Source organism: Streptococcus sp. 21.1, assembly GCF_016648635.1.
Taxonomy (GTDB): domain Bacteria; phylum Bacillota; class Bacilli; order Lactobacillales; family Streptococcaceae; genus Streptococcus.
This window is the reverse complement of record NZ_JACLQL010000006.1, coordinates 110,497-130,107: the sequence shown is the minus strand read 5'-3', so window position 1 is coordinate 130,107 and position 19,611 is coordinate 110,497. Positions and strand designations below refer to the sequence as shown.

Genomic DNA, 19,611 nt, shown 5'->3' with positions numbered 1-19,611 from the left:
TTTTTTGAAGTTTTTTTACTTCTCGTGTTCGCCGCCCCTTCCGAAACAGCTTATTTATAATATCATCTCTGACTTATCTTGTCAATAACTTTTTTAAAGTTTTGGAACCTTTTCAAGTTTGTGGCAAGTCTGTTAAGACAACTTTTATATCTTAACACCCAATTTAGTTATTGTCAATAGGTTTTTTCAAAAAAATAAAGGAAGCACGTTTCTCAACCTACTTCCCTTTTTTATTATTTAGCTTCAATCAGACCGTAGTTACCGTCTTCTCGTTTATAGAGAACATTAGTTGTATGATCTTCGCTATCAGTATAGATAAAGAAGTCATGACCCAACAATTCCATTTGAAGGATGGCTTCTTCAACATCCATTGGTTTCAACTCAATGTTTTTAGTTCTTACAACTTCAACAGCTGGTGCTTCTTCAACTTGTTCGTTATTAAAATCAGCTGAGAATACTTCTCCTGTTGGAACTTTTTCACGATGCTTACGTGCAATTTTTGTTTTGTTTTTACGGATTTGTCTTTCAATCTTATCAACCACTAGGTCAATAGAACCATACATATCTTGCGAAACATCTTCTGCTCTTAGTGTTACAGAACCTGTTGGAATAGTAACCTCTACTTTAGCTGTCTTTTCGCGATAAACCTTAAGATTTACACGTGCATTCAATTCTTGGTCTTCGTTGAAGTATTTTTCAACTTTGCTAAGTTTACTTTCAACATAGTCACGAAGTGCTTCAGTTACTTCGATGTTTTCGCCACGGATACTATATTTAATCATAAAAGACCTCTTTCTCGCTTGTTAGCGTTTTCTTTATCTTTATTATATCCTTTTCATGAAAATTTGCAAGGATTTTATTATCTAGCTAGTGAAAAGGTCAAAACTTCTTTAATACCTATACCTTCTAACAGTTGAACCATCTGATATAAAGTGGAACCCGTTGTATAGATATCATCCACTATAATAATCTTATCTGGTAGATTTATACCTTCCTTGAGACAGAAAGCATTATCTTGACTTAGACGCTCCTCGCGTGTTTTTGAGGATTGCTTCTCAATATCTCTTTTCTCAAAGATATCCCGATAGGGAATTCCCTCTATCAATCCCTCAACTTGGTTGAATCCTCTTTCTGCCAAGCGTTCTTCCGATAATGGGACTGGCACTATGGTATAACCTTTCTTCAAAAATGGTTTTAAGTTGTTTTTAATATCTTGTTGAAATATTTTTCTAAGACAATAGTCTCCCATAAATTTATAGCGACTAAAATACTCTTTCATATTTTCTTCATATCGATAAATAGCAAGGTGCTTAGGAATATAGCCTTTTTTCATCCAAAGTTTACAATCAATACAAGTATCTCCATATAACTCTTTATTACAATTTTGACATCTTTCTTTTGAGAGGTTTTTAAACTGATGTTTACAAGATCGGCAAGAGTACTCTTTTCTTTGGTTAAACATAATGAGGTCTCTTAATTTTGGTACTGATTCAATCCAATCATTACATAGCAGACACTTCATTGTTAAACCCTCCTTTTTTATTCATAACCTTTATCTCTTCTCGACACCGAAGCATTGATTTGGATAGTCCTTCATGAAAGAAATAAAGCTTTCCTGTCGGTCTATCTGGTGATCTTCCAACTCGACCTCCAATCTGAATAAGACTCGAACTAGTATATAAGTGATGATTTGCCATACAAACAAAAACATCTACTTGTGGAAAGGTTACACCACGTTCGAGGATAGTTGTTGTAACTAAGATAGACAGTTCTTTTTTTCGGAACTTCTCTACGATAGTTGAACGCTCCTCGCTTTTTGAGGAAACAAAGGCCATTTTTTCATCTGGAAGATATTTTTGTAGAATACTTGTAAACTTTTCACCTATCGCTATATTTGGAAAGAAGATTAATAGAGGAAATTTTGATTTACGTTGCTTTTTAATCTGATAAAGAAGAGGTCTTGGAAGCTTGTCTCTTGTCAGAGATTTTTGTAATCTGCCCTGCCAGAAGAATTTAGGAAGTACTAAAGGATTTCCATGGAAACGTCTAGCAAGGTGATGCTTTTCTAAAGTCCCAAGTCGAACTTGCTCTTCTAAAGATAATGTTGAAGTCGCTGTTAAGTAAATAAATCGACCGGTTTGGGTCTTCGCTTGCACTACAGCATGATTTAACATGACATTTCCTACAAAAGGATATGCGTCTACTTCATCTACAATAACTAAGTCAAAACTCTGGTAAAACTTTAGTAGTTGATGTGTGGTAGCTATTACAAGCGGACTACCATCATATGGTTCACTCTCAGCATGAAGCAGGGAAATACTACAAGTAAAATCCCTCTTCATACGTAGAAATAATTCTCGACAAACATCAACCCTAGGACTTGCGATAGCTACATGACCTTTATTTTCAAGAACATAGGCAACGATGTTATAAATCATTTCTGTCTTACCAGCACCGGTCACAGCATGTACGAGACTATCTTTCTGTTTTTGATAAGTTCTCAAAAGTTTCTCTGAGACCTTAGCTTGATAGGGAGTCAATTCTCCAAACCACTTCAAAACAGGAAATTCAATTTCTGATGTTTTGGAAGGAAAATAATAAAGTTCTTTTCCTTCTTGGTTTCTACCAAAGACAATACATGCTCTACAATAATACTGACCTCCCGGTAATTGCCAATCTTCCTCTATCCAACTGTAACATCTTTTACATCTAAGTTGTTTATCGACCTTTATCATACTTTCTAATGTTAAAGCCTCTGGGTGATAGTTCACTGACAATTGCTCTTTCGTAAATAGTCGTCCATAATATTCTTTAGGTACCATATCTTTCTATTCGAAAATATGTTTGAATTCATCTTTTTATGATAAAATTTTTTTATGGATTACAAAACTATTGCCAACGATGGAATCGTTGAAGAAGAAATAAAAAAATCTCGTTTTATTTGTCACTTAAAACGTATCAGCAGTGAGGAAGAAGGAAGAGAATATATCGCTCAGATTAAGAAACAGCATCACAAGGCCAATCATTCTTGCTCTGCAATAATCGTTGGTGATGATGGCCAAATTAAGCGTTCCAGTGATGATGGTGAACCTTCTGGAACAGCTGGGGTTCCTATGCTTACTGTTCTAGAAAAACAAGGTCTTACTAATGTCGTAGCAGTTGTGACTCGTTATTTTGGAGGAATCAAGCTTGGAGCAGGTGGTCTTATCCGAGCTTACTCTGGTAGCGTTGCTCATGCTATTGAAGAGATTGGCCGAGTTGAAGTCAAGGAATTAACAGGACTAACCGTAGAGTTAACCTACTCTCAATACCAAGTCTTTTCCAACTTCCTTGAAAAAGAAGGACTCCAAGAATTTGATACAACTTTCTTATCAGATGTTTCTACTACTTTATTTGTCGAAGAGTCTGAGATTGAAAGACTCGGTCAGGAACTAACCGAATTCTATCAAGGGAAAGTTACTTATGAAAAATCTGGAAAGAAAATCGTTGAAATTCCTATCTGATAGTCAAACGTTATCACAGTGATAAAGAAGATGTATTTTACAAGTTGGCCCTACCGTCGTATACTTAGAACCATCAATCAAAGATTAAGAGGATTTTAAATATGACAATTTACAACTCAATTACCGAACTTGTTGGGAAAACACCTGTTATTAAACTTAACTCTATTGTTCCAGAAGGATCAGCAGATGTTTACGTTAAACTCGAAGCATTCAACCCTGGTTCTTCAGTAAAAGACCGTATTGCTCTTCGTATGATTGAAGATGCTGAAAAAGCTGGTACGATTAAACCTGGTGATACCATTGTTGAACCAACTTCAGGTAACACTGGTATCGGTCTTGCTTGGGTCGGTGCTGCTAAAGGCTATAAAGTTGTTATCGTAATGCCTGATACAATGAGTGTTGAACGTCGTAAAATCATCCAAGCTTATGGAGCTGAGCTTGTTTTGACTCCTGGTAGCGAAGGAATGAAGGGTGCAATTGCTAAGGCTAAAGAAGTTGCTGCTGAACGCAATGGTTGGGTACCTCTTCAATTTGCTAACCCATCAAACCCAGCTGTTCATGCGGCTACAACTGGCCAAGAAATTCTTGAAGATTTTGGTGCAGAAGGTTTGGATGCTTTTGTTGCTGGTATCGGTACTGGTGGTACTATTTCAGGTGTTTCAAAAACCCTTAAGGCTGCCAATCCAAATATCAAGGTTTATGGTATCGAAGCTGACGAATCTGCTGTCTTGAATGGTGATAAACCAGGACCACACAAAATCCAAGGTATCTCAACTGGTTTCATTCCTGACACATTGGATACAAAATCATATGACAGTGTTGTGCGTATTCCTTCTGATGAAGCTATCGCAACATCACGTACATTGGGTAGCCAAGAAGGTTTCCTAGCTGGTATCTCATCAGGTGCTGCTATTGCTGCTGCCCTAAAGGTTGCCGCTGAGCTTGGCGAAGGCAAAAAAGTCTTGACACTCTTGCCTGACAATGGTGAGCGCTACCTCTCTACAACACTTTACGATTCTCAAGAATAATAAAAAAGAAGCTGGAGCATAATGCTCTAGCCTCTTTTTATTGTATAAAGTTAAGCCTGTAGTTCATCAATTACTAGAAAAGTAAGGATTTTAATCTCATTTCCACTGAACTGTTCCTACAAACTTTCTGTTTTTTATCCTTGTTATTAGTCTAACTCTTTTGCTTCTGTTTCTGCAATTTCAGTAACTGTAAATCCTGCTTCTACAAAAACCTTCTTGAGTTGTTCAATCCCAATCTCTCCTTCAACTTGAAGTTCAACACGAAGCACAGTGTCATTTTTAGGGGCAACAATTGTACGTTCAATGTTGAGATTCTCACTAGCAATAAGGTTCGCAATTTTTTCCAAAACACGTGGAGTATCTGTAACTTCCAACCCAATACGAATTCCAGCTTGACCATAACCAGAAATTTCCAAGAAAGCACGAAAGACATCTTTATCTGTGATAATTCCTGAAATTTGGTCATTGTCTACAACTGGAAGGACTCCAACCTTATTTTGAAGCATGATATAGATTGCATCCTCAAGGCTAGCATATTTGGAAACAGTAAGGACATTCTTGATCATGATATCTCCTACTTTTGTCTTATTAAGGAGATAGTTCATTTCATAAATTGACAAGCTTGTTGCTTTTGATGGTGAGGCCTCTGCCATTGTACCTTCTGTAACAAGCCCAACAAGTTTATCGTGTTCAATTACTGGCAAACGGCGCAAACCTTTATCACGCATAATATCTGCAGCTGCTGCAACTGTTGTTTCTGGTGAGACATAAACTACACGTTTCGTCATAAAATCTTTTACTGCCATGTTTCATTTTCCTCCGAATGATTTCTTACTTGTATTATACCACACTAATTGAAACCGATTGCAATATTTTACTGAAAAATTAGTATTTTACAATCAGCATAAGACGATAGAAAAACGCCCTCGGGCGCTTTTTCTTATCCTCCAAGATAGGCTTTACGAACTTCATCTGATGCAAGAAGTTCTTCACCAGTACCTGAAAGAACCACTTTACCAGTTTCAAGAACATAACCACGATCCGCAATTGACAAAGCCTTATTGGCATTTTGTTCAATCAAAAGAACTGTAGTCCCTTGTGCCTTGATATCTTCGATAATATCAAAAATTTCTTGAATAAAGATTGGAGCAAGTCCCATTGAAGGTTCATCCAAAAGCAAAAGTTTTGGACGGCTCATAAGGGCACGACCCATTGCAAGCATTTGTTGCTCACCACCAGAAAGTGTCGCTGCATCTTGATTCTTACGTTCTTCTAGACGTGGGAAACGTTGGAAGACTTTTTTCAAGAGAGCTGCGTTCTCTTCTTTATTTGTATGAAGGAAAGCTCCCATTTCAAGATTTTCCATTACGGTTAATCCTGCAAATACATGACGTCCCTCAGGTACTTGAGCCAAACCTTCGGCAACAATCTTACGTGCTGGTGTTTTGTGGATGTCGTTTCCAAGATAAGAAATGGTTCCCTCAGTTGGACGAACAAGACCTGAGATGGTACGAAGAATTGATGTCTTACCTGCACCGTTAGCTCCGATAAGAGTTACGACTTCACCTTCATTAACTTCAAAGTTGACGTTTTTTACAGCTTCGATCGATCCATATTTAATTGAGAGATTTTCAACTTTCAACATTGCCATTATGCTTCACCTCCCAAGTAAGCTTCAATAACGCGTTTGTTATTCTTAATTTCATCAGGTGTTCCTTCGGCAATCAAGCGTCCATATTCCAAAACATAAATACGCTCAGTAACATCCATGACCAAACTCATATCGTGCTCAATCAAGATGATGGTAATTCCGAAGTCTTTTTGAATTTGACGAATATGAGCAGTCAATTCAGCCGTTTCTTGTGGGTTCATACCCGCAGCTGGTTCATCAAGGAAAAGAATTTTTGGTTCTGTTGCAAGTGCACGAACAATTTCCAAATGACGTTGTTGTCCGTAAGCTAAATTTTTCGCAAGTGTATCTGCCTCACCATCCAAGTTGAAGATAGCCAAGAGTTTCATAGCTTTTGCTTTTAACTCTTCTTCACTTGAATAGTACTTAGGCAAACGCAAAAGAGATGCAAAGAAATTTGAAGGTTGCTTATTTGATAAACCAACAAGAACGTTTTCAAGTACAGTCATGTCTTTGAAAAGACGGATATTTTGGAAAGTACGTGACAAACCGAGTGAAGCGATTTTATAAGGTGCTTTACCGTTTAGGACTGTACCATCAAGTATAACAGTCCCTTCACTTGGCTCATAGACACCTGTCAAAAGGTTAAACAAGGTTGTTTTACCAGCACCATTTGGTCCGATAAGCCCAACCAACTCACCTTCATTGAGTTCCATTGAAACATCACCAACGGCAGTCAAACCACCGAAGTTTTTAGTCAGATTTTTAACTTCAAGAAGTGCCATTTTTATTTGCCCTCCTTAGATTTATTGAAGAATTTTGAGAGATAGAGTTCTTTTGTTCCGAGAAGTCCACCTGGACGGAAGAGCATTACAAGAATCAAAGCCAAGGCGTAAATAATCATACGAAGGTTTGAAACGTTTTGGAGGAACATGTTGATAATACCAAGAACAACAGCGGCAATGATAGTACCTGTGATAGATCCAAGACCACCAAGAACGGCAATGATAAGGTAATCAATTGATTTCATGATGGTGAAATCTTTTGGCACGACTGTACCGATGTAGCTGACATAAAGTGAGCCAGCAATCGCTGAAATTATGGCACCAATAACAAAGATAAGAACCTTCATTTTTGTGACATTAACACCCATTGACTCAGCAGCAATTTCATCTTCACGAAGAGTGATTGCTTGACGTCCAGTTGCTGAACGTAAGAAATTAAGCACCAAAATGGTAATGATTACCACAAAGAAATAAATTACAGGCCAACTAGTATAAGGAAGGATACCTGTCAAACCAGCGGCACCATTGGTCAATTCACCTCCATTAACGATAATGATACGGATGATTTCAGCCATACCAAGAGTTGCAATGGCAAGGTAGTCACCTTTCAAACGAAGGGTAGGTAGACCAAAGATAAGGGCAACAATAGCTGCGATGATGACACCGACAACCATTGAGAGGTAGAAACCGTCATATGTTGGCATCATACCAGTGATGATAGCTGATGAATAGGCACCAATTGCCATGAAACCAGCTTGCCCAAGTGTAAATTGCCCTGAGAAACCAAGAACCAAGTTAGTACCAAGTCCCATAAGGATTGAGATTCCAATCCCCATTAAGATTTGGATATAGTAAAGGTTCATGATACCTGAAAGTTCAAGACCTTTCAAGATAAGGAAGAGCCCAATGATAAGACCAAACCAAATAAGGTTTACTTTTAGATTTTTCTTCATGTCTTACACCTTCTCTTTCACATTTTTACCGAGGATACCCGCTGGGCGAACCAAAAGGATAACAATCAAGACACCATAAACGATGGCATCACGGTAACTTGACAAACCAATTGCAGTTGATAATGTCTCCAAAATACCGATAACAAATCCACCAAGTGCTGCACCAGGGATAATACCGATACCACCAAGAACAGCGGCAACAAAGGCTTTAATACCTGGCGTCATACCCATAAGAGGTTCGATAGAGTTATAGTAAAGACCAATAAGGACACCCGCTGCCCCTGCTAGTGATGATCCAAGAGCAAAAGTGAAGCTGATAGTGTTATTAACATTAATACCCATCAATTCAGCGGCATCACTGTCTACAGATACGGCACGCATAGCTTTACCCATCTTAGTCTTTTTAACAATCAATTGAAGAGCAACCATAAGCACAAGCGCAACTACCAAGATAAGCAATTGCACATTTGTTACAGAGATTGATCCAAGATGATAAGTCTCAATTGCAATCTTTTGAGGGAATGAACGTGTATCTGCCCCTACAAATAGAACCATGATGTACTCAAGGAAGAATGAGACACCGATAGCTGTAATCAAGGCAGAAATACGTGTCGAATTACGGAGCGGGCGATAAGCCAAGAACTCAATAACAACCCCTAAAATCGCACAGACAAGCATAGCAAAGACAAGGGCAACCCAGAAATTCATTCCAAGGCTATTAATCGCATAGTAACCAACGAAGGCACCCATCATATAGATGTCTCCATGGGCAAAGTTAATCAATTTGATAATCCCATAAACCATGGTATATCCAAGGGCAAGTAGGGCATAGATACTACCCAAGATAATACCATTGACTAGTTGTTGGGGAAGTTGTTCAAAAAACATATATAACCAAACTTTCTAGTTCATTTTCAGTATAGATAATAGATTATTTTTCAATTTCAACGGCTTCCGCTGAAACTTCTTCACCATTATCTCTTTTAACCATAAGAGCTGCTTTAATAGGGTTATGATCCTTATCAATCGTCATTTTACCAGTAACCCCGACAAAGTTTTTCAAATGTGCTAAGTTATCAGCAATATCAACTGATGTTTTCGCATCTTTAGATGCTTCTGCAATCATATAAACTGAATCGTACGCTAGAGCAGCAAACATATTTGGTTCAGTTTTGTAAGCTTTTTTATATGCTTCGATAAATCCTGATGCTTTGTCAGAAAGAGAAACATTTGTTGAATATCCTGATACATAGTAGACGTTTGACGCATTCTTTTTACCTGCAAGCTCAGTGAATTTCGCATCACTGAATCCATCAGGTCCAAGGATTGGTTTATCAATTCCAAGGTCACGTGCTTGTTTAGTGATAATACCAGTCTCAGTATAGTAACCAGGCATTACAATCGCATCATAATCAAGGTCTTTAAATTTAGTCAAAGCTGACTGATAGTCCTTGTCACCTGAAGCAAAGGTAGCTTCAGTAACGATTTTACCTTTATATTCACGCTTGAATTCATCCGCAATCCCCTTAGCATAATCCGAAGCATTATCATAGTAGAGAACTACTTTCTTAGCATTCAAATTATTGTAAGAATAAGCTGCCAAAACTTTACCTTGGTAGCTATCTTTAAAGGTTGTACGGAAAACAAATTTCTTAGCTCCGTTGGCATCTACCGTAAGGTCATCCTGAGTACCAGAAGGTGTCAACAAAGGAACCCCTGTTTTTTGTGATACGAGGCTAGCCGCAGCGACAGCACCTGATGTCGCTGGACCAACGATAGCATTTACATTACTCTGAATAGCCAAGTTCGTTGAAGAGGTTGAAGCTTCAGCGTTTTCAGATTTATTATCTTTTGTGACAAGCTCAAGTTTTTTGCCATCGACGCCACCAGCTTTGTTAATTTCATCAACAGCCAACTTAATACCATTTTGCTCTGCCTTACCATAGGCTGCAACGGCACCTGTCAACTCCATATTAACACCAATTTTGATGGTATCGCCAATCTTAGTACCATTGGCATTAGCAGTCACATCTGGTGACTTGCCACAGGCAACCAAGAAAACGGAAGCAAAAAAGGCTAACACAATAAGTGTGATCTTTTTAGACATAAGATTTCTCCTTAATATTTTCTTAAAAAAGTCCATCTTATAGCTTACAGAATTATCAGACAATTGTCAACTACACACAACTAATCTTTAGCGGCAGTAATCGTTTCCATTACTTTAAGAATAACTCTTTAAAAAGAAAAAAACTTTTCTCTTATTAAAGAGAAAAGTTCTTAAACGGTTCAGGGACTGAGGTGTCGTAACGTTCCAGACTACCTACAAAGTCCATATCAATATCAGAATAGTAGGAAGGCAGAACTTTTTTCACTGCTTTCATTCCATCGAGCTCTTTCAAAATATCCTCGACCTTGTCCTCATCTACATAAAGGTGCACATAACGCATCTTAAAAGAATGGTAGACAACATCCCCAAACTTGGCAATTTTACGTAAGTCTCTATTGTAGTATAAATAAACAATAATGCCTTGACGCTTAATCATGACTCATCTTCTCCTTTATGTTAGTGTCTCCCTTTTTATGATGTGGTTTATGAGGGGCAAGAGGTAGCCCAGTATCAATAAAAATCTGATTTGAAACAGCTTGGGCAATCTCCTCACCAAGATTGGCTAAAATAGTCTGTAAATCGAACTCTGCCTGACGATAGCCAATAACCACCTCGTTTAAATCAATTTGACGCTTCATTCGCAAAACCTGACGTTTCAACTCTCTCACATTTGGTCTAAAAGCCTCATACGCCTTAGCAGTATCATAGCTATCCTTTAATTTTTGAAATGCAAAGAGTTGCTCTTGAAGTTCTCTATCATTTTCGAATTTCTGGCGTTTTAAACGATAATTCTCTACCTCAGGTAGCTTTAGAAAATACGAAACAAGATACTCTATAGCTTGATCAATCGCAAGCAACTCCTCATTGATTATTAACATGTTTTCTATTATAACACAAAAAGCCAGATGAAACGGTCCTTATACAACCGATTTGCATCTGACTTTTGTTTAAGACAAGCTCAGTTTATTTTAATTGGTTATTAGCCATGATTTCATCGATGAAACCATATTCAAGCGTTTCTTGAGCACTCATCCAATTGTCACGTTCAGCGTCTACATGAACTTTTTCAATTGGTTGTCCAGAATTATCTGCCAAGATTTGCTCCAAGTTATTACGTGTCTTGAGCAAGTGTTCAGCTGCGATAGCCATGTCTGTTTGTTGCGTACCGCCACCAGTACCACCCATTGGTTGGTGAATCATGTACTCTGCATTTGGCAACATGAAACGTTTACCTTTGGTACCGCTTGAAGCGATAATTGTTCCCATAGATGCTGCCATCCCCATAACGATAGTCTGAACATCAGACTTGATGAAGTTCATTGTATCAACAATGGCAAGACCTGCCGAAACTGATCCACCTGGTGTATTAACATAAAGATAGATATCTTTTGTGTTGTCTTGAGCATCCAAGAACAAGAGTTGGGCGATAATTGAGTTTGCCATATTATCTTCAACAGGACCTGTTAACATGATGATACGATCCTTGAGCAAACGTGAGTAAATATCATAAGAACGCTCACCTCGTGATGTTTGTTCAATTACTACAGGAATCATATGAATCCTCCTTTTAATATTGTCTTGATGCTATTATATGATTTTAGTCAAATTAGGTCAAATAAAAAACATCATTCTTAGCACTCTTTTCAAAAGAGTGCTAAACCACTCTAAAACAATTTCACTTGAAACTTATTAATCTAGTAAAAAAAGGGAAATTTTCCCTTTTTCAACCTATTTTGTACCAAATAGACGGTCACCTGCATCTCCAAGACCTGGAACAATATAACCGTTTTCATTAAGTTTCTCATCCAAAGATGCTGTGTAGATATCGATATCTGGGTGAGCATCTTGCAATTTTTTGACACCTTCTGGTGCTGCAACCAAGCAAACAAACTTGATATTAGCTGCACCACGTTTTTTAAGTGAGTCTACTGCCAAGATTGCTGAACCACCAGTCGCAAGCATTGGATCTACTACAAAAATCTGACGTTGATCAATGTCTTCTGGTAATTTTACTAAGTACTCAACTGGCTCAAGAGTTTCCTCGTCACGATACATACCAATATGACCAACTTTAGCTGCTGGTACAAGGCTGAGGAAACCATCGACCATACCGATACCCGCACGAAGGATTGGAACAATCGCCAATTTCTTACCAGAAAGTTGTTTTTGTACTGTTTTTGTAATTGGTGTTTGAATTTCAACCTCTTCGAGGGGAAGGTCACGAGATACTTCGTAACCCATGAGCATAGCAATTTCATTAACTAGCTCACGGAAATCCTTAGTAGAGGTATCCTCACGACGAAGGATTGAAAGTTTATGTTGAATCAGTGGATGTGAGATAACTTGAAATTTACCCATAATAGTTTCTTCCTTTGCTTTATATTCACTCCATTATATCAAAAAGGCAAAAAAAACGCTTGCTTTACTGCAAACGTTTTTGAAAAGGATTATTTTTTAGGCAAATGAATCTTTCCTGTGACCAAACCATAGCCAAGAAGAGCTAGACTTGCAATTGCTGCAAAGATAGTCGCCAAGATTGAAAGAATGTTGCTCTTTGAACCTTCTGAATCACTTGGTGTCTTAGGAGTCGTAGCAAGTTTGGCAGCAACTTTAGTATTGTTGTCTTTACTTGACTCATCAGACTTAGTTACTTCATCAGCTTTAGCGACTCCGTGAGACTGAATTTCCTCTTCAGACTTAGCTGGTTTTGGAGCTTCTGTTTCAGTGACAGACTCTTCTTTAACAGGAGTCGTTGAAACAGTTGGTCCAGTTGCTACAATAGCCTCTGGTACTGGTGACGCAATCTCTGTAGCTTGAGCTACTGGACGACGGTCACCCACAGAACCCTCTGTTGAAGGTTTCGCAGGAACCTCTACATGATGATCATCTGATGAATTATTATCATTAGATGGGCGGTCTGTGAAATAAGGGAACGGATTACGAACTGGAGAATCTGGATTCGTCGGCGTTGCTGGTTTATCTTCTTTATTAGTTGATGGTTGGTTAGTGTCCGCTGGTTTAGAAGGTGTATCTGGTTTGTTAGACTTATCATCAACAGAATGGTTACCTTCTGTTGGACTTACTGGTGTTTCTGGCTTATCTGCCTTCTTGTCTTTACCATCTTTAACAGTTACAGTCAAGACACCGTGAGCTTCAGAAACGCCTGTTGAACCATCAACTGTAGGATAAGTATGTGGTTTAAGACCATAACCCGATACCGCATAATAATCTACATTAAAGTCCTCGTTTGGCAATTTAGCACTGTTTTGATCGGCTACGTGTACCAAGCTTTCACTAGATTTATCCCAAATCCAGTCACCTTGATTCGTCATCTTAGGAAGAACTTCTGTAGTATCATCTGCATTCATCTTGATAAGGAAGCTTGGAGCCCATGTTGATTTATTCTCAGCACCGGCAATTCCACCACGGTTAGTCATGTAAGAAGTTACCAAAAGAGTATCTGATGAGCCTTCAACAGGAACCGCATAGTAAGAATAGGTAGATGTACGCCAGTCAGCTGGTACAGAGGCTGTCAAGACCACACCTGAGCCATTAAGTGGACGATATTCTCCACGGAGGCTATCTGATACGAATCCGAGCATGACAACGTCATCACCGACAGCTTCACGCGCTGCTACAGTACCTTCAGCATCCGTAGATTTATTGATACGTGAAGCAGTGAAGAGGTAATACTTGTTACCCATCTTAACAACACTTGGACGTTCTACTTCATCAGTAACCAAGTGGCTAGTAACAAGTGGTGTGTAAAGTTCAGCTACAGATGGATTTTTCTCATTGTCGTCAAGTTTCAAGATACCAATAGAACCATTTGCCCATGAAGCAAGGTTATAAAGGTGTTTATTATTGACAATATTGAGGAATGACTTAAGGTTAAAGGCGTCATCTCCTCCATAGTTTGACCAGTTATAGATTTGTTTTTCGCCTTGGTAGTTTTCGTCACCTGTATTTGATTCGAAAATAAGGTAGCGGCTACCGTTATCTTCAATGATGTGTGGGTCACGAAGACAGTAGTTATCTGTACGGTCTGGATTTCCATCGTGGTTGTGGTCATCGTTGAAAGTACTCATGAATTTTGGATAACTTTGATAGTGATAATTATCTCCACCAAAGAGAATGTGGTCATTTTCAACTGACTTGATAACAACTTCATCGTTTTCAACAGCTAGGTTAAGTGTAGCACTAGCCAATTGTTGCCAGTTCAATTTACCGCCACTAGTATCATTCTTAGTGTAGTAAAGTTGGATACTACCGTCAGAGTTTACCGTCGCTGAACCTGACCATTGTTGGTCATCTTCAAGGGCATTATAACCAAAGATTGGACCCGCATTTTTCCAATGTGTAAAGTCATTATCTCCATATTTACTATAGAGCAAGTAAATGTGGTTTGAGTTTTTATTTGGTGCACCGGCCATTGAAATGACTAACTGGTAACCGTTCCAGTTACTTACTACACCTGACTCAGCATCTTGGACTGGCCAAGAATCCCAAACGTCGATTTCTTCTTTTTTCATTGTTTGGGCATCAACAGTGTTGAAAGCAGGCATATTGATGATTGTATCTGCTTTAAAGTAAGGAACTGCCAATTTGCTGTCTTGCTTCAAGAAGCTAGCAACGATATCTTTCAAGTTACGGTAAGTCAAGCTAGTACCTGTACCCTTGATTGCATCATCACTAAAGTCAACTTTATTAAGTGCTTTAATTTCTTCCTCAGTCAAGGCAACGATTTGATCTGAGGTCATATTATCTTCAACAATAGACTTGATACGACCATTAAGTTTGCTAAGGTTTGCATTAGCAGCGCTGTTTTCAGTAGGTTTAAGGGCTACTTCAGTGTGTGTATCAGCTGTTTCTGAGCTTGCTGTTGAAGTTGGTGCTTCTACTGCAGCCTCTGATGTATGAGCTGGAGCAGAAACCGCAGCAACTGTTGATGAAGGTGTTGTTGCATCTGATGAAGATGTCACTACTGTGCTAGACGCCTTTTCTTCGACTACTGATGGAGTTGTGTTGCTTGGTTGTGTCTCTGTAACTGGTGTAGTTGCAACCTCTGAATGTGCAACTGAAGATTCAACTGCTTCTGAAGTTGCCACACTTGTTGCTGTTTCACTGGCTACCGTTAGAGATGCTGTGCTTGTTTCTGGTGTTGCTGTCGCAGTAGCTACCGCTGGTGCTGTTTCTGTAACTTGATCAGCTTTTACCTGAGTGGCACCCAAAAATGCCAAGGTACCAACGAGCGCTGATGTTGCCCCTACTGTGGCAACCTTACGGATGCTATAACGCATCTTTTTGCACTCTGCTTGCTTTGGTGCTACTGTATTTGACTGTGAATTAACTGTACTATCCATATTAAACTCTCCTTTTAGGTTTTCACATGTTTTATTCTATCATTTTTTAATCTAAATTCCAATCTTTTTTTAATGACAAATTTATATTTTTTGTAAAAAACTATTTTTTTGTTAAAATAATAACTACAAAATAAGTAATTTTATCAGGAAATATCACTATATGGAATCAAAATATTCACCTCTAATTTTAGCTCTCGTTTTTTTAATCTTATTTTTTGTTTTTATAATAAAAAATGAGAGCGTTAACAATTCTTCCCCGAAAACAAATAAGGCTTCTGTGAGTCAAAACTTTCATCTAGCATCTCATAAAGGATGGTCTAACGACCTACAGACTATTGTGTGGAATCAAGAAGGAAACTACTATGATATCTATTTTCTACATTCTGTAGATGGGGCTACTGATCCTTTTGGACCTAACGGTCAAGATTGGACACATACAACGACTAAAGATTTTATCACCTATAGTAAACAAGAGACTGCTATACCAGCAAAGGGTGGTGACTCCAAAGAAGGATGGCATTCTGCTTGGACAGGGAGTGTAGTCACAGATAGTCAGGGGATTTCTGGTATCCAAAACGAAGAACCTGTCGCCTATTTTACTGGACTCATGGATGATGGAAGCCAGGCAATCTATGCTAGTGAGTCAAACGACAAGGGAGCTAGCTTTACTAAAGCTTTAAAAGATGGTAAACCTTTATTGACAAAGGAACACTCCTATAACGGTAAAGATTTCCGCGATCCTTATGTCTTCCACTTCAAAGACAAATTACTCATGTATGTCGCTGAAGGTGACGCCTTAGGTGTTTATCAATCTCAAGATGGTATCAACTGGACCAAAGCAGATAGCAAGGGAGACTCCAAAATCCTACCCGAAACATTTTTTAAGGGGCGTAACTGGCAGGACAACGCTCCTATCGAGTGTCCCATTCTCAAAACAATGACAACAACTGACGGTCAGGAAAAGCAAGTTCTCTTTTTTGGAGCTAAGGATACAGCTTCAGGCGAAACAACTGGAACCTACTATACTGTAGGGCATTTAGATGGTAACGGCTTATTTATTGTAGATACAGAAACAAAACGCTTAGATCAAGGCTCAGACTATTATGGCGCTAACTTCACTGGAAGCGATCGAATTGAAGAAAGCAACCATAACCTTATCAGTCTTGGCTGGGTTGGTAATTGGAACTACTTCACGTCAGGCATTCACAGTGACCAAGAGGCCAAGAGTGATTTTCTAAAAACTATCGGATTTTACGCTACACCCAGAAAGCTACAACTGGATAAAGACGGTATTATTCAGTCCGCCCCCCTCTATAAAAATGAACAATTAACCCTCAAAAATCAAAACGGCAACATTTCGAGTCAAAGGCCACTCACCAGTGACAATAGAAAACCTTGGATTGATAAAAGTCACAATCAGAATGCTAATGGCCTTCTTGATCTTGCTGGAAAAAATAGTGCAGGATATTACCAACTGCATTTTTCAAATATTAAGAAAGAAGGAGGCTATATCTACATTGATATCTGGCAAGGCTCTGATTACGTTAAAATCGCCTACCAAATAACAAGTGGTACCTATCAGGTCTCTGCTTATGCTGCTGAACTGAACAACAGCATGGATGGTAGCCAAACTGCCTCTTCTTACTATTACGATGGACTCTTGGGAAATGGTCAAGGTTATCAAGCTGACAGTCGCTATAAGGAAACTGATAATATTACTATAACGCTTATTACAGACAATCGTAGCTTGGAAATCTTCTTTCCAAATGGCCAAACCTACACTCTAGCTAGGTTTAATACTTCTGGCAAACAGGATGTCAAGGTCTTCTCCACTCAGAAAGACCTTCTACTAAACTTGAAAATCTACGATGTGCACTCATAAGAATAAGAAAAGTGATGCTATTTGCATCACTTTTCTTATTTTCCAAAGACAGAAACGAGGCGTTTCACCCCTTCTGCAACAACTGTAGTTGGCGTAGCTACGTTAAAGCGGAAATGTTTTTCTCCTTCAGAACCAAAAGTAATACCGTCATTTAGCACTACCTTGGCTTCTTCTTTAAGCAAACGCCCAAGTTCATTATGGTCTTGATCATAGGCTGAAAAATCAAGCCAAACCAAGTAAGTTCCCTCAGGTTTCATGACCTTGATATTGGTCTTTTCACTAAGTTCCTTGGTCAAAAGGTCAATATTAGTTTCAAAGACAGTTTTCAATTCCTCTAACCAAGGTTTCCCGTAGGTCAGAGCTACTTGGGTTGTAATCAAACCAATGGTTGGAATTTCATGTTGATTATTTGCCAATTGCTTTTGTTTAAAGGCTTTACGTAAGTCTTCATTTTCAATGATAGTAAAACTGTTTTTGGTACCAGCAATATTAAAGGTTTTAGTAGCCGAACTAAGCACCAAGGTAAAGTCCTTGTAAGCATCTGAAATGGTATTCATAGAGATGTGCTTATTTCCATATAGGGCTAAGTCTTGGTGGATTTCATCAGATACCAAGAGGACACCATGTTTCTGGCACAAATCTGCTACCTTAGTCAATTCTTCTTTGGTCCAGACACGCCCACCTGGGTTATGTGGACTACAGAAAACATAAAGTTTAACATCATTCTCGACGATATCACGTTCCAATTGTTCAAAATCAATTTCGAAATGGCCATTAACCTTAACAAGACTATTTTCAATCAACTGACGATTATTCAAACGGACAGAACGAGCAAAAGGCGGATAAACTGGTGTGTTGATGAGAACAGCATCGCCTTCTTTGGTAAAGGCTTGAATAGCTGTTGAAATGGCTGGGACAACACCTTCAATGAGAACAATACTCTCTTTATCAACGACGTAACCGTGTTGATTTTTTTCCCAATTAATGATGGACTGATAAAGCTCTTCACTTGGATAAGGATAACCAAAAATATGTGTCTCAGCATAGTTGATAACTGCATCCCTAATCTCAGGAACAGGTAGGAAGTCCATATCGGCAACCCAAAGCTCAAGTAGTTCTGGATTACTTTCGGCTTCGTGCCATTTCATGGTATTTTGATCCAAGCGATTTGGTTGTGTTGTAAAATCATAACGTGTCATAGATAACTCCTTAAAGACTAAGGGCATTTTCCAAGTCAGCAATCAAATCTTGTGCTGCTTCAATACCAATTGAAAGACGAAGCAAGTCGTCTGTCAAACCATAGGAAGCACGCACATCACCTGGAATATCTGCGTGGGTTTGTGTCGTTGGGTAGGTAATCAAGCTTTCGACACCACCTAGACTCTCCGCAAAGGTAAAGACCTTTAGGGAATTGATAATGGTAGGAATCTTGTCTTGATTAGCCACTTTGAAGGAAATCATACCACCCTTGCCTGGATAGAGAACTTCCTTAACAGCTGGTGACTTCTCTAAGAAAGCTACAACTTCTTGAGCATTAGCTGTTGATGCCTCCATACGAAGTTTTAAGGTCTTAAGACCACGCATAAGCATATAGCTATCAAATGGTGACAAGGTAGGACCAGTAGTATTGAGGTTATAATAGAGTTTATCGTAGAATTCTTGGTTACTAGTCACAACAACACCAGCCAAAACATCATTATGCCCTGATAGGTATTTAGTAGCTGAATGTACAACGATATCAGCACCTTGAGTAATCGGGGTTTGATAGATTGGGCTATAGAAAGTATTATCAACAATAACCACCGCACCCTTGTCATGAGCAATTTTTGCCACTTTTTCAATATCAAACTCAATCATAAGTGGGTTTGTCGGTGTTTCGATGTAAACAATATCGGTATCTTCTGTAATAGCCGCAATCATCTCGTCTTCTGTATTAGTGTATTCAAAAAAGAAACGCCCTTCTTTTTCCTTGTCATTAAACCAACGGAAAGAACCTCCGTAAAGGTCACGCGCAGCTACAACCTTACTGCCTACTGGGAAAATTTCAAAGGCCAAAACAATGGCGCTCATCCCTGAACTTGTCGCAATAGCATAATCTGCCTTTTCAATAGCTGCAAGTGTTTTTTCCACTGTTGCGCGTGTTGGATTTTTAGTTCGTGTATAGTCAAAACCAGTAGAATGGCCAAATTCTGGATGTTGGTAGGTTGTTGAAAAATGAATCGGTGAAGCCAAGGCTCCTGTTGCTTCATCTGAATTGATTCCTGCGTGTGCCAAAATGGTTTCTAATTGATATTCTTGTGTCATAATGTGCCCTTTCTACATGGTAAAGTGGATATACTCCATATCTATGACCTCTATTT

At 38.7% G+C, this 19,611-nt stretch carries 19 protein-coding genes; 3 read left to right on the top strand and 16 right to left on the bottom strand.

All coding sequences use genetic code 11. The features are described from left to right. Nucleotides 1-233: 233 nt before the first annotated feature. The 3 genes from hpf to H7U01_RS06170 all read right to left on the bottom strand — a co-directional run bounded on the left by hpf (nt 234) and on the right by H7U01_RS06170 (nt 2,822). On the bottom strand, nt 234-782 hold the full coding sequence (gene hpf, locus H7U01_RS06180) for a ribosome hibernation-promoting factor, HPF/YfiA family (RefSeq protein ID WP_002883786.1): 549 nt from the start codon (nt 780-782) through the stop codon (nt 234-236). A 77-nt stretch (nt 783-859) separates the two neighbouring features. Continuing rightward, nucleotides 860-1,522, bottom strand: a complete 663-nt coding sequence (locus H7U01_RS06175) for a ComF family protein (RefSeq protein ID WP_002890024.1) — start codon at nt 1,520-1,522, stop codon at nt 860-862. Continuing rightward, the gene (locus H7U01_RS06170) at nt 1,503-2,822 is read right to left on the bottom strand and encodes a DEAD/DEAH box helicase (protein ID WP_201041289.1); all 1,320 of its coding nucleotides are present in this window, start codon (nt 2,820-2,822) and stop codon (nt 1,503-1,505) included. The genes H7U01_RS06175 and H7U01_RS06170 overlap by 20 nt, the downstream gene beginning before the upstream one ends. A 54-nt stretch (nt 2,823-2,876) precedes the next feature. Here H7U01_RS06170 and H7U01_RS06165 point away from each other — a divergent pair, with 54 nt between their 5' ends. Both H7U01_RS06165 and cysK read left to right on the top strand, forming a co-directional pair. Next, on the top strand, nt 2,877-3,503 hold the full coding sequence (locus H7U01_RS06165; protein WP_002890020.1) for a YigZ family protein: 627 nt from the start codon (nt 2,877-2,879) through the stop codon (nt 3,501-3,503). Between the two features lie 101 nt (nt 3,504-3,604). Further along, nucleotides 3,605-4,531 (top strand): cysteine synthase A, encoded by a 927-nt coding sequence (gene cysK / locus H7U01_RS06160; RefSeq protein ID WP_002890018.1) that lies wholly within the window; start codon nt 3,605-3,607, stop codon nt 4,529-4,531. A 146-nt stretch (nt 4,532-4,677) separates the two neighbouring features. On the opposite strand, the gene H7U01_RS06155 is transcribed toward cysK, so the two are convergent. From H7U01_RS06155 to H7U01_RS06105, 11 genes are all read right to left on the bottom strand, one after another. Next, entirely contained in the window at nt 4,678-5,337 is a 660-nt protein-coding gene (locus H7U01_RS06155) for a CBS and ACT domain-containing protein (protein WP_002890017.1), read from the bottom strand. A 134-nt stretch (nt 5,338-5,471) separates the two neighbouring features. Beyond that, nucleotides 5,472-6,182, bottom strand: a complete 711-nt coding sequence (locus H7U01_RS06150; RefSeq protein ID WP_002890015.1) for an ABC transporter ATP-binding protein — start codon at nt 6,180-6,182, stop codon at nt 5,472-5,474. Beyond that, entirely contained in the window at nt 6,182-6,946 is a 765-nt protein-coding gene (locus H7U01_RS06145) for an ABC transporter ATP-binding protein (protein WP_021143582.1), read from the bottom strand. Before H7U01_RS06145 ends, H7U01_RS06150 begins: the two co-directional genes overlap by 1 nt. Nucleotides 6,947-6,948: 2 nt before the next feature. After that, entirely contained in the window at nt 6,949-7,899 is a 951-nt protein-coding gene (locus tag H7U01_RS06140; RefSeq protein WP_201041288.1) for a branched-chain amino acid ABC transporter permease, read from the bottom strand. 3 nt (nt 7,900-7,902) lie between these two features. Next, nucleotides 7,903-8,787 (bottom strand): branched-chain amino acid ABC transporter permease, encoded by an 885-nt coding sequence (locus H7U01_RS06135; RefSeq protein WP_002890014.1) that lies wholly within the window; start codon nt 8,785-8,787, stop codon nt 7,903-7,905. A 43-nt stretch (nt 8,788-8,830) separates the two neighbouring features. Further along, nucleotides 8,831-10,006 carry an ABC transporter substrate-binding protein gene (locus tag H7U01_RS06130; RefSeq protein WP_201041287.1) on the bottom strand — a complete coding sequence of 392 codons (1,176 nt, stop codon included), beginning with the start codon at nt 10,004-10,006 and terminating at the stop codon, nt 8,831-8,833. A 154-nt stretch (nt 10,007-10,160) separates the two neighbouring features. Then, a complete protein-coding gene (locus H7U01_RS06125) occupies nt 10,161-10,442 on the bottom strand; it encodes a DUF2129 domain-containing protein (protein WP_037599045.1) in 282 nt (93 codons plus the stop codon). Continuing rightward, nucleotides 10,435-10,884 (bottom strand): YlbF family regulator, encoded by a 450-nt coding sequence (locus H7U01_RS06120; protein ID WP_201041286.1) that lies wholly within the window; start codon nt 10,882-10,884, stop codon nt 10,435-10,437. The genes H7U01_RS06125 and H7U01_RS06120 overlap by 8 nt, the downstream gene beginning before the upstream one ends. An 85-nt stretch (nt 10,885-10,969) precedes the next feature. Further along, on the bottom strand, nt 10,970-11,560 hold the full coding sequence (locus H7U01_RS06115; protein WP_002883818.1) for an ATP-dependent Clp protease proteolytic subunit: 591 nt from the start codon (nt 11,558-11,560) through the stop codon (nt 10,970-10,972). A 174-nt stretch (nt 11,561-11,734) separates the two neighbouring features. Next, nucleotides 11,735-12,364, bottom strand: coding sequence for a uracil phosphoribosyltransferase (gene upp / locus H7U01_RS06110; RefSeq protein ID WP_002883819.1), 630 nt, complete (start codon nt 12,362-12,364; stop codon nt 11,735-11,737). A gap of 89 nt (nt 12,365-12,453) precedes the next feature. Continuing rightward, entirely contained in the window at nt 12,454-15,369 is a 2,916-nt protein-coding gene (locus H7U01_RS06105) for a glycoside hydrolase family 68 protein (protein WP_201041285.1), read from the bottom strand. A 160-nt stretch (nt 15,370-15,529) separates the two neighbouring features. Between H7U01_RS06105 and H7U01_RS06100 the strand changes: the two genes are divergently transcribed. Further along, the gene (locus H7U01_RS06100; protein WP_201041284.1) at nt 15,530-17,251 is read left to right on the top strand and encodes a glycoside hydrolase family 32 protein; all 1,722 of its coding nucleotides are present in this window, start codon (nt 15,530-15,532) and stop codon (nt 17,249-17,251) included. A gap of 35 nt (nt 17,252-17,286) precedes the next feature. On the opposite strand, the gene H7U01_RS06095 is transcribed toward H7U01_RS06100, so the two are convergent. Both H7U01_RS06095 and H7U01_RS06090 read right to left on the bottom strand, forming a co-directional pair. Then, nucleotides 17,287-18,450: a MalY/PatB family protein gene (locus tag H7U01_RS06095; protein ID WP_201041283.1), complete on the bottom strand. Its 1,164-nt coding sequence runs from the start codon at nt 18,448-18,450 to the stop codon at nt 17,287-17,289. Between the two features lie 10 nt (nt 18,451-18,460). Further along, entirely contained in the window at nt 18,461-19,555 is a 1,095-nt protein-coding gene (locus H7U01_RS06090) for a cystathionine gamma-synthase (protein ID WP_002890005.1), read from the bottom strand. Nucleotides 19,556-19,611 lie beyond the last annotated feature (56 nt).

Bases quoted from the DNA above. Each gene is read 5' to 3' on its own strand.
- hpf (WP_002883786.1), bottom strand. From the start codon at position 782: ATGATTAAATATAGTATCCGTGGCGAAAACATCGAAGTAACTGAAGCA.
- H7U01_RS06175 (WP_002890024.1), bottom strand. From the start codon at position 1,522: ATGAAGTGTCTGCTATGTAATGATTGGATTGAATCAGTACCAAAATTA.
- H7U01_RS06170 (WP_201041289.1), bottom strand. From the start codon at position 2,822: ATGGTACCTAAAGAATATTATGGACGACTATTTACGAAAGAGCAATTG.
- H7U01_RS06165 (WP_002890020.1), top strand. From the start codon at position 2,877: ATGGATTACAAAACTATTGCCAACGATGGAATCGTTGAAGAAGAAATA.
- cysK (WP_002890018.1), top strand. From the start codon at position 3,605: ATGACAATTTACAACTCAATTACCGAACTTGTTGGGAAAACACCTGTT.
- H7U01_RS06155 (WP_002890017.1), bottom strand. From the start codon at position 5,337: ATGGCAGTAAAAGATTTTATGACGAAACGTGTAGTTTATGTCTCACCA.
- H7U01_RS06150 (WP_002890015.1), bottom strand. From the start codon at position 6,182: ATGGCAATGTTGAAAGTTGAAAATCTCTCAATTAAATATGGATCGATC.
- H7U01_RS06145 (WP_021143582.1), bottom strand. From the start codon at position 6,946: ATGGCACTTCTTGAAGTTAAAAATCTGACTAAAAACTTCGGTGGTTTG.
- H7U01_RS06140 (WP_201041288.1), bottom strand. From the start codon at position 7,899: ATGAAGAAAAATCTAAAAGTAAACCTTATTTGGTTTGGTCTTATCATT.
- H7U01_RS06135 (WP_002890014.1), bottom strand. From the start codon at position 8,787: ATGTTTTTTGAACAACTTCCCCAACAACTAGTCAATGGTATTATCTTG.
- H7U01_RS06130 (WP_201041287.1), bottom strand. From the start codon at position 10,006: ATGTCTAAAAAGATCACACTTATTGTGTTAGCCTTTTTTGCTTCCGTT.
- H7U01_RS06125 (WP_037599045.1), bottom strand. From the start codon at position 10,442: ATGATTAAGCGTCAAGGCATTATTGTTTATTTATACTACAATAGAGAC.
- H7U01_RS06120 (WP_201041286.1), bottom strand. From the start codon at position 10,884: ATGTTAATAATCAATGAGGAGTTGCTTGCGATTGATCAAGCTATAGAG.
- H7U01_RS06115 (WP_002883818.1), bottom strand. From the start codon at position 11,560: ATGATTCCTGTAGTAATTGAACAAACATCACGAGGTGAGCGTTCTTAT.
- upp (WP_002883819.1), bottom strand. From the start codon at position 12,364: ATGGGTAAATTTCAAGTTATCTCACATCCACTGATTCAACATAAACTT.
- H7U01_RS06105 (WP_201041285.1), bottom strand. From the start codon at position 15,369: ATGGATAGTACAGTTAATTCACAGTCAAATACAGTAGCACCAAAGCAA.
- H7U01_RS06100 (WP_201041284.1), top strand. From the start codon at position 15,530: ATGGAATCAAAATATTCACCTCTAATTTTAGCTCTCGTTTTTTTAATC.
- H7U01_RS06095 (WP_201041283.1), bottom strand. From the start codon at position 18,450: ATGACACGTTATGATTTTACAACACAACCAAATCGCTTGGATCAAAAT.
- H7U01_RS06090 (WP_002890005.1), bottom strand. From the start codon at position 19,555: ATGACACAAGAATATCAATTAGAAACCATTTTGGCACACGCAGGAATC.